The sequence below is a fragment of the Nitratireductor sp. J20-h4 genome, from assembly GCF_056780505.1.
In genome coordinates, this window is the sequence record NZ_CM165557.1 from 2,948,635 (window position 1) to 2,965,379 (window position 16,745).

The following is a 16,745-nucleotide window of genomic DNA, read 5'->3' on the forward strand; positions in this document are numbered from 1 at the left end:
CTCCTACTGCAGATGGTAGCGGCGGTTGAGCCACAGGCTGATCATCTGGACGATCACCGAGGCGACAAGGCTGAACAGCAGGTAAAGCGCGCCCGCCATGGTGATCGCCTCGATATAGCGATAATTCTCGGCGCCGAAATTCTTGGCCTGCTGCAGCATTTCCAGGATCGCGATCGCCGCCAGGATCGGCGTGTCCTTGAACATGCCGATGAAATAATTGCCGAGGCTGGGCACGATCGGCGGGATCGCCTGCGGCAGGATGATCACCCGCCAGGCCCGCGCCATCGACAGGTTGAGCGCGGTGCAGGCCTCCCACTGGCCGCCGTCGACATTCTCGATGCCGGCCCGGTAGCATTCCGAGCAATAGGCGGCGTAATGGATGCCGAGCACGCCGATGCCGGCCGTCCAGGCCGGAATGACGATGCCGAATTGCGGACCGACGAAATAGACGAAGAAGATCTGCAAAAGCAGCGGCGTCGAGCGGATGAACTCGACGATCTCGGCCATCGTGCCGGAAATGATCCGGTTTTGCGACTGCCGGATCAGCGCGAAGACCAGGCCCAGTACCAGCGCGATCGCAAAGCCGATAAAGGTCGCCTGCACGGTGACGATCGCGCCCTTCAACAGATAGGGCATCGCCTCCCAGACATACTCCCAGTCCCAGATACTCATGCCACCGCCTCCCGGATGAAGCCCCGCGAGAAGCGGCGCTCCAGCCAGCGCACCAGCGGTGTGATGATGGCCCGGGCGATGAGGTAATACCCGAACAGCGCGACGGCGAAGAACAAGAGGTAATTGCCGGTGGCGTCGGCGGCGAGTTTCGAGGCGGTGGTCAGTTCGGTGATGGTGATGAAAAAGATCAGCGACGTGCCCTTCAGCAATTCGATCAGGAGATTGCCCCAGGGCGGCAGCATGCCGCGGATCGCCTGCGGCACGATGATGCGCCGCATCATGGTCAGTCGCGGAAAGTTGAGCGCCGTCGAGGCCTCGTACTGGCCGCGATCGACGCTCTGGATCGCCGCGCGCACCAGCTCCGCGCCATACCCCGAAACGTTCATGCCGACACCGACGATGGCCACGGTCCACGGCGACAGCGACAGACCGAAGATCGGCAGCACGAAGAACCACCAGTAGAGCTGCACCAGCATCGAGGTGCCGCGGAAGAATTCGATATAGGCCACGGCCAGCCAGCGCAGCGGCGCCAGCGTCGACACGCGCACCAGCCCGACGGCCAGTCCGAGCACGATGGCCACGATCGAGGCGCCGGTGGTGACGAAGAGCGTGACCGCCGCGCCCTTGAACAGGGCTGCGACGCTGAAACCGAGGGCGAACTCGTTCATAAAGCCGATTCCCATTTCGCGTCCTCCGGCTCAGGGGCCGGAAGACGCCTCGGGTTCAAATCGGATACGACACGCCAAACGTGCCGTCTCAGCCCTTGCAGAGCTCCGCCGTCGGGGTTCCGTCGGGCAGGTTGGCCTTGGAATAACCGTAAGGCTCGACCGACTTCATCATCTCCTCGGAACCGATATAGTCCTTGAGCGCGGCGTTGAAGGCGTCGACCTCCTCCTGCTGGTTGGGCAGGAAGGCCAGACCGGGGTAACCGTCGATGACCGGTGGCGTGAACGGGTCGGCAAGCTCGACCGCCTCGTCCTTGTCGGCGAATTCCTTCATGGTGAAGTAGGTGCCGCTGCCGGCCGCCGCCCGTCCGGCCTTGACCGCCTGCAGGATCTCGGCCGGGCCGGCGACCTGCATGATCTTGTCGTCGGCGATGCCGACATTCTTGGCGTTCTTGACGGTGTTGTAGCCGGCGCCGGTGACGAACATCAGCTCCTTGTCACGCACATCGTCGAAGGAGTGCAAAGCCTCGGGATTGCCCTTGGGCACGAGAAGCGCATCGGCGAAAGTGCCCAGCGGCTCGGTGAACAGCGCGTTGCGGCAGCGTTCCGGCAGAATATACATGCCGCCGGTGATGATATCGAAGCGGCCGGCCTGAAGGCCCGGGATCAGGGAGCCCCATTCGGTCACCACCGGCTCGATCTTGGTCGTGCCCATCTTCTTCAGGATGTCGATGGTGATCGCGTTGACGAAGCCGAGCGGTTCGTTGTTGTCGCCCGGATACGCCCAGGGAACTTCGTTCGAGAAGCCGACGCGGATCGTCTCCCCGGCCTTGATCTTGTCGAGCAGGTCGCCCGCCGCTGCCGATCCGGCCCACGAGCCGATCGTCAGCGCCGCGATACCGAGCGCGACCGCGCCCTTGAGGATGGTACGTCTCATAGCGTTTCTCCCATTGTAAGGTTCACCCGTTCTTCTTTTGTTGTGTACAACATCACGCAGGATCGGAGAATGTCAACGGGTTTTTGCTTAAAATTGCAGTTACACGTATGATTTTGTGCTTGCGTGAGAAGAGATGTACACATTATCGTCCCTGTCGGGCGACACAGCGCATCCGTCGCCGAGGGAGGAAGAATTGCCGGCCGCCGACTTGCCGTTTCCAAAATCCGAATATCGGCGCCGCCTGACCAAGGTGCGCGCGGCGATGGCCAAGGCCGAGATCGACGTGCTTTTCGTCGAGGATCCGTCCAACATGGCCTGGCTCACCGGCTACGAGGGCTGGTCGTTCTACGTCCACCAGGGTGTGATCGTGTTCCACGACGTCGACCCGCTGTGGTGGGGCCGCGTCCAGGACGCCAACGGCGCCCTGCGCACGGTCTGGATGCGAGACAGCGACGTGGCCGGTTATGCCGACCGCTATATCCAGTCGACGCACTGCCACCCGATGGAGGACCTGGCCGAGCGCCTGCGCGCGCGCGGCTACGCTGGCAAGCGCATCGGCGTCGAGATGGAGAATTATTATTACTCCGCCAAGGCGCATCTCGTGCTGACCGAAACCCTGCCGGAGGCGACCTTTGTCGACGCCACCGCGCTGGTTAACTGGCAGCGCGCGGTCAAGTCGCCGGAGGAGATCGTCTTCATGCGCCACGCCGCCGCGATCTCCGAAAAGATCGTCGACGGCATTCTGGCCCGCGTCGAGCCCGGCCTTCCCAAGAACGAACTCGTCGCCGAGATCTACGCCGACGCGATCCGCGGCACGGGCGAAGCCTGGGGCGACTATGCCGCCATCGTGCCGCTGCTGCCGAGCGGCGCCGACGCCACCGCGCCGCACCTGACCTGGGACGGGCGGCCCTTTTCATCCGGCGAGGCGACCTTTTTCGAGATCGCCGGCTGTTACCGGCGCTATCACGCGCCGTTCTGCCGCACCGTTTTCCTCGGCAAGCCGCCGCAGGAGATGCTGGACGCCGAAAAGGCGTTGGTGGAGGGGCTCGAGGCCGGCTTGGAAGCGGCCCGGCCCGGCAATCTGGCCGGCGACGTCGCCCGCGCCCTGTTCGGGTCGCTCGAACGCGCCGGCATCGAGAAGGAAGGCCGTTGCGGCTATCCGATCGGGCTTTCCTATCCCCCCGACTGGGGCGAGCGCACCATCTCCTTCCGCCACGAGGACGAAACCGTGCTCGAGGCCGGCATGACCTTTCACTTCATGCCGGGGCTGTGGATGCGCGACTGGGGCCTGGAGATCACCGAAAGCATCCTCATTCGCGACGGCGGGCCGGCCGAGTGCCTGTGCGACCGGCCGCGCAAGCTCTTCGTCAAGGACTGACCGCCATGGCCGATCTCGATCGCACCTGCGCGATCCTGGCCGATCTGGTCGGCTTCCCCACCGTCTCGGCGGACAGCAATCTCGACCTGATCACCTTCGCCGCCGACCTGTTGAGCAGCGCCGGGGCAAGCCTGTCGATCATGCGCGACGAGACCGGCGGCAAGGCCAATCTGTTCGCCACGATCGGTCCGCCCGGCGATGGCGGCATCGTGCTTTCCGGCCACACCGACGTCGTTCCGGTCGAGGGCCAGGACTGGTCGAGCGATCCCTTCCAGCTCGCGGAGCGCGACGGCCGCCTCTACGGCCGCGGCACCTGCGACATGAAGGGGTTCATCGCCTGCGCGCTCGCCATGGCGCCCGCCTTCGCCGAAACCGACCTCGCCCGCCCGGTCCATTTCGCCTTCACCTATGACGAGGAGATCGGCTGTTTCGGCGCCCGCGCGCTGGTGCGCGAACTGGTCGAGGTCGGCCTGCGCCCCGCAGTGGCCATCATCGGCGAACCCACCGGCATGGGTGTGATCGAAGGCCACAAGGGCTGCTACGAATACACGACCGAATTCACCGGTCTCGAAGGCCACGGCTCGGCGCCCGAACGCGGCGTCAACGCCGTCGAATACGCCGCGCGCTACGTCGCGCGCCTGCTCGATCTGGGCGAACAACTGAAAGGCCGCGCACCGGAAGAGAGCCGCTTCGAACCGCCCTGGACGACCGTCCAGGTAGGCCGCATCGCCGGCGGCGCGGCGCGCAACATCATCGCCGGCCAATGCGCCGTGGAATGGGAAATGCGCCCGGTCACCACCGAGGACGCGGATTTCGTGAAGGCCGATCTCGGCGCCTATGTCGACCAGGTTTTGCGCCCGGCCATGCAAGCGGTCCATGCCGACGCCGAGATCGTCACCCATGTGATCGGCGAGGTCGAGGGCCTGCGCGCCCTGCCCGATTCGGAAGCCCGCCGCGTGATGTGCGAACTCACCGGCGCCGACCACGCCGGCGTCGTTCCCTTCGGCACCGAGGCGGGCCTGTTTCAAAGCGCCGGCATCTCGTCGGTGATCTGCGGTCCGGGATCGATCGATCAGGCCCACAAGCCGGACGAGTTCATTGCCCTCGACCAGCTCGAGGCCTGCATGGGCATGCTGGAGCGATTGCGGCGGAAGATGAGCCGATGACCGCCATCCCGACCCTGGGCAGACTGCCCGCCGCCGAGGGCGCGCCCCAGTCCGGCGGGTCGCGCGAACGCATCGAGCGCATCTATGCCGTGCTGCGCAAGCGGATTTGCCTGCTCGATTACGCGCCCGGCGAACGCCTGCGCGAGGAAACGCTGGCCGACGAGTTCGATGTCAGCCGCACCCCGATCCGCCGGGTCCTTGCCCGGCTCGAGGACGAAGGCCTGGTCCGCTCCGTCCACGGCGTCGGCACCATCGTCACCGATATCGACATCGACGCGCTCGAACAGGTCTATCAGTTGCGTGTCGAACTCGCCGAGCTGATCGGCAAGCTGAGCCCCGTCCGGCCGGACGCACAAAAGATCGCCGCCTTCCAGACACTGCTGGCGCGATGCGAAACCCTGGTGGCGACGCCGGACGCGCGCAGGTTCGCCGAAATCAACATGGACTTCTTCCACATGCTGAATTCGCTGACCGCGAACGAACCGTTGCGCGCCATCAGCGAGCTTCTTTATTACCAGACGACGCGCATCTGGCTGAAGACCGCCTCGCGGCTGGAGAGCTACCAGGCGGTGCTCAACACCGAGATCACCATCTTTCACCGCGAGATGGCCGATATCGTCGCCGCCGTGGAGATCGGCGACCTGGAGGTCGTCGGTCATATCCGCCGCGCGCATATCTCGATGAGTTTTTTGCGACTGCGCGACAGCGCCCACGCCGACGCGACCCGCGGCGGCGACGACTGAACCGCCCCCGGCCGCGTTAGGATCGCGATCAGATCATCGCCCCGTTCTCGATCAGCCTCGCCCGGACGGTCCCGGCATCCGGCGCCTTGCCGGCTTCGGCGGCAAGCGCGGCGGCCGTGCCCGCCGCCTCGCCGGTGGCAAACGCCGTGCCCATCACCCGGATCGATCCATAGGCCAGACTGTCGGCGCCGACCACGCGGCCCGCATACCACAGATTGTCGAGCCCGCGCGCCGTGACCGCATCGAGCGGCACGTGAAAAAAGCCGTCCGCGCCGATGCTCTGGTAGAACGGCTTGCCCGCCTCCTTGTGCAATTCGATCGGCCAGGCGGCCCGCGCCACCCCGTCCTCGCGCTGGCGCCCGCCGACAACGTCGTCATAGGTGATCTCGTAGCGCGCGGCCGGATGCCGGCTTTCGCGCACCCCGATCTGTGGCCCTGTCTGGGCGAGCCAGGCCCGCTCGAAGCCGGCCACCTTCTCGCGCAGCACGTCGACCAGAAGCAGCGCCATCTCGCGCCCGCTCTGCTCGGCGCGAGTGAAGGTGCGCGTGCCGAGATCGGCCATCTCGCGGTCGATCACCAGCCACCAGAAATCGCTGCTTCCGGGCACCCGCGTGTAGATGCCGCCATCGGTGCGGTTGATCTTGAACTCGGCGCGCTCGTTATAGGTATCGACGGCCGCCTTGATCGCGGCGCGATCGATCTTGAGGTCGGGGTCGAGACCGCCGATGCGCACCGGCATGGTCGCCGCCTGCAGCCGCCGTTCCTCGTCGCCGACGCGATAGTCGACCCCGGCCACCAGCGCCAGATTGGCGTCTCCACTGGCATCGACGAAGGCTTCCGCCGCCACCCGGCTGCGCCCGTCCATGCCCGCCAGCGTCGCCGCTTCCAGACGGCTGCCGGTCCGCGACACCGCCGCCAGCCTGGTATGCAGCATCACGTCGACGCCGTGCGCCGCGCACAGCCGGTCGAGCGCAACCTTCAGCCGTTCGGGATCGAGCAGCACGATCCAGTTGCCGGTGGTCTCCGAGTGATAGGGCTCGGCCTTGACGCCGAGCGCGCGCAGCGCCTCCAGCACCTGCTCGCCGGCGCCCGCCACCGCCTGCCTGGGCGCGCCGCCCTGCTGGAAGAACCCGCAATAGGCAAGCACCTGCGCATTGGTCGCCGCGCCGCCCAGAAAGCCGTATTTCTCCACCAGGCACACTTTCGCGCCCGCCTTGGCGGCACCGAGCGCGGCGCCGACGCCGCCCGCGCCACCGCCGACAACGATCACGTCATAATCTGCTTCGGGACGCCTGGTCATGATCGCATGCTCCTTCGTGTCGCGTTCGCCCGCAAAGACCCGTTTCCGCGCCGCCAGCCGGCGCGGAGCGTCCCTGCATGATGATGTGAAACGGCCGCCGGCACCGCGCCGGCAGCCTCATGCGCCGGCGTTCAGGCCCGCCAGCGCAGGAAATAGCGTTCCGCGAGCGAGATCAGCCAGCTCACGATCAGCCCCAGGATCGACAATGTCGCCACGCCCGCGATGAGCTGATCCGTGGCCATGAGATTGCCCGCCAACAGCACGTAGGCGCCGATGCCGTATTGCGCGCCGATCATTTCCGCCGCCACCAGAAGGATGATGGAAATCGAGGCGGCGATGCGCATGCCGTTCAGGATCGCCGGCAGCGCGCTCGGCAGGATGATGTTGCGCACGATTGCCATGCGGCTCAGATTGAAGCTCTGGCCCATGCGGATCAGGTTGCGGTCGACGGCGTCGATGCCGCCATAGGTGGCGATCACCATCGGAAAGAAGGAGCCGAACAGGATGGTGGCGACCTTGGATCCTTCGCCGATGCCGAACCAGATGATGAACAGCGGCAAGAGCGCGATCTTGGGAATCGGAAAGATCGCGGCGACCAGCGGCTTGAAGGCCGAACGCGGGATCGAATAGAGCCCGATCGCGACCCCCACCAGCACGCCGAGCGTCGCGCCGCAGACGAAGCCGATCACAAGGCGCGTCAGCGACGCCTGCAGATGCTTGGCGAGCATGCCGCTGCGCACCAGGTCGCCGAACGCGCCGAGCACCTCGCTCGGCGCCGGCAGAACCAGCGGCGAGATGTAGCCGTTGCTGGAGCCGAACTCCCACAACAGCACCAGGGCCACGAACATCAGCGGCGCCACATACCACACCGGCTTGGGCGCGAAGCCGCCGCCGCGAAACGGCACGGAACGCTTGCCACCGGCCTCCGAAGAAGCGCCGCCGGCGGAAAGTGAGGCCTGAGCGGCCGTGGAAACGGAATCGGTCATGATTGATCACGCATCGGCGAGTTGTCGGTCCGCCGTCAGCGCCTCCTCGCGCATCATTTCCCACAATTTGGTCTGTGTCCTGGCCAGTTCGGGACTGTCGACCTTGCGTTCCGACAACGGGATGTCGATATCGACGGTCTCGCGGATTTCACCCGGCCGTCGCGACAGGACAACGACGCGATGGCCGAGGCGCACGGCCTCGTTGAGATTGTGGGTGATGTAGCACGCGGTGAACTGCTCGCGCTCCCACAGCGACACGAGGTCGTCCATCAAGAGTTCGCGCGTCTGGCTGTCGAGCGCCGATAGCGGCTCGTCCATCAACAACACGGCCGGATTGACCGCCAGCGCCCGCGCGATCGCGACCCGCTGCTTCATGCCGCCCGAGAGTTGCTTGGGATAGACATTGGCGAAGTCGGACAGCCGGGTGCGCTCGAGCACGTTGGCGATCCGCGAGGCAACCTCCTCGCGGCTGATCGGATGGCCTTCCAGCACCAGCGAGATATTGCCCTCCACCGTCCGCCACGGCAGCAGCGCAAAATCCTGAAAAATGTAGGTCAGCGGATTGAGCGAGCCCTGCGGCGGCTCGCCGATCTGGTTGATTTCGCCGGCGGCGGGCTGTTCCAGCCCGCCGATCAGCCGAATGAGGGTGGACTTGCCGCAGCCCGAGGGTCCCACGACGCACACCACCTGCCCGCTCGGGATGGTGATGTTGATGTCCCGCAGAACCTCTAGCTTGTCGTAGTGATGCGACAGGTTTCTGATTTCCAGATCCACGGCAGTCCGCCCTTTTTCGCGCCCGGCTCGTCAGTAGGTGTCGACGAACGACGTATCGGCCAGCTTGTCGAGCGTCAGGCTGGTCGGCACGAGACCGGCATCCTGAAACCACTTCATCTGCTTTTCGACATCGGTGATGTCGAGCGCGCCGGCCTCGTTGAGGTTCATTGCGCCCGAGATGATCAGCGGCGCGGCGTCCTCGTAGGGCCGCTCATTGTAGACATATTTGTGGATGATCTTGACCATCTCCTCGCGCTCGGCCGGATCGGCGTCGGCGGCAAGCATCACGCGATTGAAGTCGGCGATGCCCTTGGCGTAGGCGCGCACGAACCGCTCGACCATCTCCCGCCGCTCCTCGATGTTCTTGGTCGAGGTGAACAGGGCCGAGATCTGATATTCCGCGTAGTCGTAGAGCCAGCCGAGCTGCTTCGCATTGCCGGATTCCACCAGGCTCTTGGCGATATGCGGCACCATGATCATGCTGTCGACCTGGCCGCTTTTCAGCGCCCCGATCATCGCGCCCACCTTCTGCAGCGGCACCAGCTTCATCTCGTCGAGCGGAAAGCCGACCTGTTCTGCGATACGCGCCATCATGTAGTGGAAGGTCGATCCGACCTGGGTCATGGCCAGCGAATGGCCGCGCAGCTTGTCGACGGCGTCGAGCCCGGCCTCATAGGCCTGGTTGGACGCCAGGATCATCATGCCGTCGACGCCCTTTTTCTCGTGCAGCACGCCCGCGACCAGGCGCACGGCGCCCTTTTCCGCGAGATTCATGAAGCCGCCGGTGACGCCGGCAATACCGAAATCGACGTCGCCGGACGCGGTCGCCACGGCGATCGGCTGAGCCGCCTGGAAGAACGAGAACTCAGCGTCGATGCCCTCGTCCTTGAAATAGCCCTTCTCGTAGGCGATGAAGCCGGCGGAATGCGAGGTGAAGCGCAACGCGCCGATCACCACCTTGTCGGCCGCAGCGGCGACCGAGGAGACGGCGCCGACCGTGGCGGTCGCCAGAACGGCGGCCAGTGTCAAGCGTCGCCAGAAGCCGGTAGTTTTATCTTGGGTCATGGGTACCTCCCTTAACGTGTCAACGAGATCGGCAGTTCGGTTCGGCATGACTGTTGCAATCGACACCGGTTGGAAAGACAAGATCGATCGCCGTACGATAGCCTGAAGCTATAAAGCCCCGATCGCGGCGCCGGACAGACCAAAGCGCCGGGCGATCAGGTCGAACTGGGCCTCCGCCATCGCCGCTCCGTCCTGGATCGCGCATCCCCGCCCTTCCGCCTCGCGAAGCCAGGCTGTTTTTTCCGGCCGCGCCAGCACATCGGCGACCAGGCTTCCCGCGGCGACGGTGTCGAGCGGGAACACGGTTTGTTGTCCATCATAACCGATCGCCGTCGCATTCACGACCAGATTATAGGGCGCGAGCGTGTCGGGCGCGCCGATATCCACGCGTGCGGCACTGCTGGCGCCGATCAGGTTGGCAAGCGCGGTGGCCCGCGCCGTATCGGGATCAACCAGCCGCACCCGGCCGAGCCCGGCCTGGGCAAGCGTCAGCGCGATCGCCGATCCCGCCCCGCCACAGCCGAAAACGAGCGCGCTTGCCCCGTCCGGATCGAATCCGCCTGCCCGTGCCGCGCGCAGAAATCCGGCGCCGTCGACATTGTCTCCCTCCAGCGTCCCGTCATCGTGTCGCGTGACCACATTGACGGCGCCGAGCAGGCGCGCGGCCGTGCTGGCGCGGTCGACATGCGTCAGGCAGGCCTGTTTGTGCGGCGCCGTGACGACCGCGCCGCGGCAGTTCGCAAACCCCTTCATGGACAGGAAGAAGGCCGGCAGCGCGTCGGCGGCGAGATCGACCGGCGCCATCACGGCGTCGAGGCGGGCCTGCAGGAAGTGGCGGTTGAACACGGCCGGCAGATGCGCATGAGCGATCGGCGAGCCGATCATGATGGTCAGCTGCGCCCCGGCTCCCGGCGCGAAAATTTCTGGCTCGGCCATTGCCTGCCCCTCGCTGGCTTCGTTGCCCCTTCTGGCCGCGCGTTGAAACCGGCGCAACAAAGCGATTGCATGCCCGCCATAGCCCGTTGGAATAGTGCGTGCCATTGACTATGTTGGTCGCATGCTTTCCTTCCGCCAGCTTGAAATATTCCGCTCCGTCATGGTGTGCGGCTCGATCAGCGCCGCCGCGCAGCAGATGAACATCGCCCAGCCGACCGTGACCAACACGATCAAGCGCCTGGAAGACGTGCTGGGCGTGGAACTGTTCGAGCGCAGCGGCGGCCGGCTCACCCCGACCCGCGTCGCCCAGCAGATTTTCGAGGTCGTCCAGCCCTCGATCGTCAGCATGGAGCAATTGTCGCTGACGGTGAAGGAGATCGCGGGCGGGCGCCACGTCAAGTTCCGCCTCGGCGTCTCGCCCAGCGTCTCCCAGGCGCTGGCGCCGCGCGCGCTGCGCTTCCTGGCCGAGGCCAATCCGGGCGTCAGCCTGCGTATGGACACACTGTCTCTCAAGCAGATCAAGGACTATCTGCTATTGGCCGAAGGCGATTGCGCGGTCACGATCTTCCCGGTCAAGGACGCCTTCTTGGTTTCGCAGCAGATCGCCGAGATCGCGCTGGTCTGCCTGGTTCCGATCGAGCATCCGTTGTCGCAACACGCTTCCCTGTCGCTCGCCGACATCGCTGCGGAGCCGCTGATCTTCTTTCATCCCAACACGCCGCACGGCAAGATGCTCCGGGACACGTTCGAGACGCTGGCCGTTCAGCCCAACATCGCCATCGAGACCCGTTTCGCCGAAAGCGCGGTCAATCTGATCTACGAGGGGTTCGGCATCGCGGTCGTCGACGAGTTGACCAGCAAGGGCGTGCGCCAGCCCGACATAAAGGTCGTCCCGCTCGCCGGCACGCCGCGCCTGCCGGTCCTGTTGCATCATCACAAGGACCATGGCTCGCCGCGCGTGCTCAACATGATGCGGACCTGCCTGATCCGGGCCGCGCGCGATCTCGACCTGCTCTGATCCCGACCCGGACCGGCCCGTGCGCCGGCCGCCGGTGCGCATGTCATAGCTTTTTGCTATGAAATCGACCGCAATTCTTTCTGGTCACTCCGGCCGAAGCCGATCATCAATCGGCGCGCCGCCGCCCTGGTGGCGACGCGAGGATTGTGGAGTGTGACATGAAACTGCCCGGCAATATCGGCGCCGCGCTGCGCGCGGCGGCCGCATATTCCATGCCCTTCGCCGCATGGCGCCGCCCCGGCGGCAAAGATTTCGAGGCGGTGATATCCTGCGGCGCCACGGCCAGGCGCGCGGTCTTCGCGGCCGGCGCCGCTCAGCCTTTCTTCGCCCTCAACCGGTTCGACAGCCCCGACGCCAATATCAGCGATGCCATCGTCGCCGACATCGTCGTGCAAGGCTCTGTTTTGCGCTACCGGAACGGCGAGACCTATGCCTCCGAGCCGGTCGACGACGCGCAGCACAGGATCGCCCGGGCCGCGGCCGAAAGCGCGGCCGCGCGCACGCCGCTGCGCGCCGGCGCCGGCGCCGAACGCCCGCGGCAGACCGGAGAGGCCGGCTATCGCGATCTTGTCGCCCGCGCGACCGCGGCGATCGGCGACGGCGCCTTCCGCAAGGTCGTGACCTCGCGCGCCGAAGCGCGGCCGCTTGCCGCCGACCACGACCTGCTCGCCCTTCTGGAAACGCTCGCCGCCAAGCTGCCTGAGGCGTTCGTGGCGCTGGTTCACCTGCCCGGGGAGGGCGCCTGGCTGGTCGGCACGCCCGAATCCCTGCTTTCGGTCCGCAACAACCGCGTCAGCACGGTGGCGCTCGCCGGCACGCAATGGGCCAAGGAGGACACCGCCGCCGGCGACGTCTGCTGGCCCGACAAGATCATCGAGGAACAGGCGCTGGTGGGCAGCTATATCCGCGGCGCCTTCGAGGCCGGCGGCATCCACGAATTCGACGAGCGCGGCCCCCGGACCGTGCGCGCCGCCAATCTCGTTCACCTGCGCTCGGAATTCGAGGCCGATCTGGCGCGCAACCCGCATGCCGCCCTCGATACGCTGTTGCGCAAGCTGCACCCGACCTCGGCCGTGCTCGGCATGCCCAAGAAGCCGGCCTACGATTTCCTGCTTGAGCACGAGGGTTATGAGCGCGGCTATTATACCGGTTTCCTGGGCCCGGTCGGGTTCGACGGGGCGACCGATCTCTACGTCAATCTGCGCACCGCGCAGATCATCGGCGAGACCGCCTATCTTTATGTCGGCGGCGGCATTGTCGGCGATTCCAGACCCGAGGTCGAATGGGAGGAGACGGTGCAGAAGACCAGAACGGTCGGCTCGATCCTCTGACATCCGCGGCGGACCGGCCCGCCGATGCGCCCTTGCGGCGCGTCGGCGGGCTTATCGTCCGCGCAGGCCGGATGCGCTGCGATCGTAACTGTTGCTAAGCGGTCATGAATTGCGGCAAGCTGCCTCCCGCGTGGACGAAAAGGGGGGAGGATGGCTCGGCGCATCAGGATCATTACCGGCCTTGTCTTGTTCGTCTTCGTGACGTTCCACCTCCTCAACGTGGCGCTCGGCCTGCATTCGATCACCCTGATGGACCGGGCGAGACCGGTGCTCATGGGCATGTGGACGAACCCGCTCGGGATCGCCGTCCTCGCCGTATCCATGCTTGCGCACGCGACATTGGGGCTCGTCGCGATCTACCAGCGCAACACGCTTCGCCTGTCCGCCTCAGACGGCGTCCAGCTTCTGGCAAGCCTCGCCATCGTGCCGCTGCTGACCCCGCATGTCGTCGGCACGGTGGTCGCCGCCAGCTTCGGCATCGTGCCGAGCTTCGCCCTGCTCATTCCCTATTTCTGGATCGACCAGCCCCAGGAGGGCCTCAGACAGGTTCTGCTTCTCGCCTTTTTGTGGGTCCATGGCTGCGTCGGCGTCTTTACCTGGACGCGTATCCAGCCCTGGTGGCCGCGTGTCGGCGGTTTTGTCTACCCGTTCGCCGTTGCCATACCGGTGCTCGGCCTGCTCGGTTTCGTGGAGGCCGGCAATCAGGCGATCGCCTATGTCGAGGATCCCGCCGCGTTTGCCGGCGCCATACCGCCGCTCGAACCAGCGGTCCTGACACGCCCCTTCGACGAGATCCTGGCCTTGCTGAAGCAGATCAACTGGACCGTCTTTATCCTCTATCTCATCCTTCTCGCCGCCGTTTTCGCCGCCCGCCAGCTCCGTGTTGCCGGCAGCCACGGCCGTGCGCGCATCACCATCGCCGACGGTCCGGTCATGACCGGCTCGACCAGCCTGAACCTGCTCGAAATCGCCCGGCTGAACAATACGCCGATGGCCAATCTGTGCCGCGGCCGCGGGCGCTGTGGAACCTGCCGCGTGCGCGTTCTCTCGGCTGCCGGCAAACTGCCCCGGCGCACCGAGGCGGAGGAAACCACGCTCGCCAGGCTGGCCGCGCCGCCGGACGTCCGGCTTGCCTGCCAGCTCAAGCCTCCGGCCGGCGAAATGACGGTCGAGCGGGTGCTGTCGCCGTTCCTGCGCCCGCGCGACATGCATGACGACTATCCCGCCCCGGCGGACGGGCCGCCCCACGGCGAACCGAGCCCAGCATGACGGGGATGGCTCGCGCTCTCGCCGCCGTGCTGTTCTGGATCGCCTGCGTGGTGCCGGCGGCAAGCCAGGTCAACACGCCGGTCGCGCAAGCGCAACCCCAGGCGCAGACCCAGGACGAGGCCGTCGGCCAGCCATCCGCCAACGATGTCCAGGAATTGCTGCGCATCCTTGGCGACCCGCGCGTCGTGGAATGGCTCAAGACCCGCCTTGCCGACCTGCCGCAGCCGGAGACGGCGAACCGCTCGCTGCGCGCCGAGATCGAGGACCGGTTGAAGGCGGCCCGCCAGCGCATCGCCGAACTGGGCCAGGCCTGGTCCAATTTCCCCTATCTTCCCGATGTTCTCGCCGAGGCCTGGCGCGCGCAGCTCGAGCGCGGCGCCGCGCTGCGCAGCCTGACCTATGTGATTGTCTTCCTGTTCATCGGCGGCGGGCTGGAATGGCTGTTCTGGCAATATTTCCACCCGATCCTGCTGCGCATCGAGCACACCCCGCCGCTCACCCTTGCCCAGCGTCTGCGTGGCGCGGCCGCCCGTCTGCTGCTTCAGGCAAGCGGTCTGCTGCTGTTCGCGCTCGGCAGCATCGGCGCCTTCCTGAGCTTTGCCTGGCCGCCTTTCCTGGAACGGATCGTCGTCAGCGTGCTTTTGACGGTGATCGGCATCCGGGCGCTTGCCATGCTGTCGCGCTTCGTCGTCGCCCCGCGCAATGCCCAGTTGCGGCTGGTGCCGCTGGAAACGCCGATGGCCACGCGCATCCATCGCTGGCATCTGGTGGTGGCGAGCGTATTCGCCAGCGCGATGATGGTGTCGGACACGTTCGCGTTCCTGGCGCAGGGACCGTCGGGCTCGCCCCAGGCCGTCAACGCGGCACTCGCCATCGCCGTCCTGCTCGGCGCCGGCGCCACGGCGGCGGTAATCGCCATGATCTGGACATTGTCGCGCGGCATCGCCCGCGACCGCGCGCCGCCGGTCGCCCCCACGCGCCGCTTCGAAACGGCACGCCTGCGGGTCCAGCCGACGGTGATCAGCGTTGTCGTGCTTGTCGCCTATCTGTTGTGGGTCTTCGACGCCGATGAGCTGATGTGGACCGTGCTGGTCATCGGCCTGTTCGTGCCGGCGGCCCGACTGACCCGGGTGATGGCCAATCATTTCGTCGACCGCGCCGAGCAAAGCGCAAGAGAAAGCGGCTCCGCCGCGCAACGGGCCGACGCCGCCGGGCCCGACGACGCCACACCGGCCGAACCCGAAGACGGCACGGGCGCCGAGGACGCCTCGAGCGCGCGCGGCCCGGCCCAGGCCGAAGGCGAGCGCTACGCCATCTACCGGCCGCTGATCCACCGCATCGCCCGGTTCGCCCTGGCGGGGCTGGCGCTGCTGGTGCTGGCGGCCGCCTGGAACACCAATATCGCCGCCCTGTCGGACTCGCCGCGCTTTGCCGGGCGTCTGGTCAAGATCGCCATCGACATCGCCGCCGCCGCGCTGATCGCCGATCTGGTCTGGGGCTGGGCCAAGACCGCGATCGACCGCCGCATGGCCGGCTACGTCGCCCCGCCGCCCGGCGAGCCGCCGGGTCCCGAAGCGCGCATGGCCACGCTTTTGCCGCTGACACGCAACATTCTCCTGATCACCCTGATCGCGCTGGTCGGCCTGACGGCGCTGTCCTCGCTCGGCGTCAACATCGCGCCTTTGATCGCCGGCGCCGGCATTCTCGGCGTTGCGATCGGCTTCGGCGCGCAATCGCTGGTGCGCGACATCGTGTCGGGCATTTTCTTCCTGATCGACGATGCCTTCCGCGTCGGCGAATATGTCGAGATCGGCGATCTGCGCGGTACGGTCGAATCGATGTCGCTGCGCTCGATGCGCGTTCGCCACCACCGCGGCGCCGTGCACACGATCCCGTTCGGCGAACTGAAGTCGCTGACCAATTACAGCCGCGACTGGGTGATCATGAAGCTGGAGTTCCGGGTTCCCTTCGACACCGACCTCAGACTGGTCAAGAAACTGGTCAAGAAAGTCGGCGCCGAGCTCCAGGCCGACGAGAATTACGGCCACTATCTGATCGAGCCGCTGAAATCCCAGGGCGTGCGCCGCATGGAAGAATTCAACATGGTGGTCGGCGTCAAGTTCATGGCCAAACCCGGCGCGCAATGGGTGATCCGCCGCGATGCCTACCAGAAGCTGCGCGACGCTTTCGAGGCCAACGGCATCAATTTCGCGCAACGCAACGTCAAGGTTGAGGTGTTGTCCGACCGTCCCCTGACGGCGGAGGAAAAGGAGGCCGTGACCGGTGCCGCGCAGGACGCGATCGACCCGCCGCGCCAACAGCAGCCGCAACCCGACGAGCCCTGACGCCTGCGCCCAAAACGGGCCGATTTTGCCGGCCGGGCAAAAAACCTTGATGGGAAGTCTTGAAATCGCGGCCTCAAAAGGTCAAGTGGCACGGAAACCAAGTCGGATCGAGGCTTTCGCAGTGGCGGGAAAAGGGTCTGGTTGGCGGAGCGCACACGCG

At 66.1% G+C, this 16,745-nt stretch carries 15 protein-coding genes; 7 read left to right on the forward strand and 8 right to left on the reverse strand.

Annotation, left to right across the window (positions count from 1 at the left end):
- Positions 1 to 3: 3 nt before the first annotated feature.
- From ehuD to ehuB, 3 genes are all read right to left on the reverse strand, one after another.
- Positions 4 to 672, reverse strand: a complete 669-nt coding sequence (gene ehuD, locus ACT2B0_RS14295) for an ectoine/hydroxyectoine ABC transporter permease subunit EhuD (RefSeq protein ID WP_473458553.1) — start codon at positions 670 to 672, stop codon at positions 4 to 6.
- Positions 669 to 1,340, reverse strand: a complete 672-nt coding sequence (gene ehuC / locus ACT2B0_RS14300; RefSeq protein ID WP_473458555.1) for an ectoine/hydroxyectoine ABC transporter permease subunit EhuC — start codon at positions 1,338 to 1,340, stop codon at positions 669 to 671. Before ehuC ends, ehuD begins: the two co-directional genes overlap by 4 nt.
- 88 nt (positions 1,341 to 1,428) lie before the next feature.
- Complete coding sequence (gene ehuB, locus ACT2B0_RS14305) at positions 1,429 to 2,274, reverse strand: ectoine/hydroxyectoine ABC transporter substrate-binding protein EhuB (protein WP_473458557.1); 846 nt, start codon at positions 2,272 to 2,274, stop codon at positions 1,429 to 1,431.
- 193 nt (positions 2,275 to 2,467) lie between these two features.
- On the opposite strand from ehuB, the gene doeA reads away from it, so the two are divergent.
- Genes doeA through ACT2B0_RS14320 form a run of 3 tightly spaced genes read left to right on the forward strand, consistent with a single transcriptional unit; the run spans position 2,468 to position 5,561 of the window.
- Positions 2,468 to 3,652 carry an ectoine hydrolase DoeA gene (gene doeA, locus ACT2B0_RS14310; protein WP_473466007.1) on the forward strand — a complete coding sequence of 395 codons (1,185 nt, stop codon included), beginning with the start codon at positions 2,468 to 2,470 and terminating at the stop codon, positions 3,650 to 3,652.
- 5 nt (positions 3,653 to 3,657) lie between these two features.
- A complete protein-coding gene (argE, locus tag ACT2B0_RS14315; RefSeq protein ID WP_473458559.1) occupies positions 3,658 to 4,818 on the forward strand; it encodes an acetylornithine deacetylase in 1,161 nt (386 codons plus the stop codon).
- Positions 4,815 to 5,561: a GntR family transcriptional regulator gene (locus tag ACT2B0_RS14320; protein ID WP_473458561.1), complete on the forward strand. Its 747-nt coding sequence runs from the start codon at positions 4,815 to 4,817 to the stop codon at positions 5,559 to 5,561. Before argE ends, ACT2B0_RS14320 begins: the two co-directional genes overlap by 4 nt.
- A gap of 28 nt (positions 5,562 to 5,589) precedes the next feature.
- On the opposite strand, the gene ACT2B0_RS14325 is transcribed toward ACT2B0_RS14320, so the two are convergent.
- From ACT2B0_RS14325 to ACT2B0_RS14345, 5 genes are all read right to left on the reverse strand, one after another.
- The gene (locus ACT2B0_RS14325; RefSeq protein ID WP_473458563.1) at positions 5,590 to 6,861 is read right to left on the reverse strand and encodes an FAD-dependent oxidoreductase; all 1,272 of its coding nucleotides are present in this window, start codon (positions 6,859 to 6,861) and stop codon (positions 5,590 to 5,592) included.
- A 131-nt stretch (positions 6,862 to 6,992) separates the two neighbouring features.
- Entirely contained in the window at positions 6,993 to 7,847 is an 855-nt protein-coding gene (locus ACT2B0_RS14330; protein WP_473458565.1) for an ABC transporter permease, read from the reverse strand.
- A 6-nt stretch (positions 7,848 to 7,853) separates the two neighbouring features.
- Positions 7,854 to 8,621, reverse strand: coding sequence for an ABC transporter ATP-binding protein (locus ACT2B0_RS14335; protein WP_473458567.1), 768 nt, complete (start codon positions 8,619 to 8,621; stop codon positions 7,854 to 7,856).
- A gap of 30 nt (positions 8,622 to 8,651) precedes the next feature.
- Complete coding sequence (locus ACT2B0_RS14340) at positions 8,652 to 9,686, reverse strand: ABC transporter substrate-binding protein (protein WP_473458569.1); 1,035 nt, start codon at positions 9,684 to 9,686, stop codon at positions 8,652 to 8,654.
- A gap of 108 nt (positions 9,687 to 9,794) precedes the next feature.
- The gene (locus tag ACT2B0_RS14345; RefSeq protein WP_473458571.1) at positions 9,795 to 10,622 is read right to left on the reverse strand and encodes a shikimate dehydrogenase family protein; all 828 of its coding nucleotides are present in this window, start codon (positions 10,620 to 10,622) and stop codon (positions 9,795 to 9,797) included.
- Positions 10,623 to 10,743: 121 nt separating this feature from the next.
- On the opposite strand from ACT2B0_RS14345, the gene ACT2B0_RS14350 reads away from it, so the two are divergent.
- The 4 genes from ACT2B0_RS14350 (at position 10,744) to ACT2B0_RS14365 (ending at position 16,585) form a co-directional block, all read left to right on the forward strand.
- A complete protein-coding gene (locus ACT2B0_RS14350; RefSeq protein ID WP_473458573.1) occupies positions 10,744 to 11,640 on the forward strand; it encodes a LysR family transcriptional regulator in 897 nt (298 codons plus the stop codon).
- Between the two features lie 158 nt (positions 11,641 to 11,798).
- On the forward strand, positions 11,799 to 12,971 hold the full coding sequence (locus ACT2B0_RS14355; RefSeq protein ID WP_473458575.1) for a chorismate-binding protein: 1,173 nt from the start codon (positions 11,799 to 11,801) through the stop codon (positions 12,969 to 12,971).
- Between the two features lie 150 nt (positions 12,972 to 13,121).
- A complete protein-coding gene (locus ACT2B0_RS14360; RefSeq protein WP_473458577.1) occupies positions 13,122 to 14,240 on the forward strand; it encodes a 2Fe-2S iron-sulfur cluster-binding protein in 1,119 nt (372 codons plus the stop codon).
- Entirely contained in the window at positions 14,237 to 16,585 is a 2,349-nt protein-coding gene (locus ACT2B0_RS14365) for a mechanosensitive ion channel family protein (RefSeq protein WP_473458579.1), read from the forward strand. The genes ACT2B0_RS14360 and ACT2B0_RS14365 overlap by 4 nt, the downstream gene beginning before the upstream one ends.
- Positions 16,586 to 16,745 lie beyond the last annotated feature (160 nt).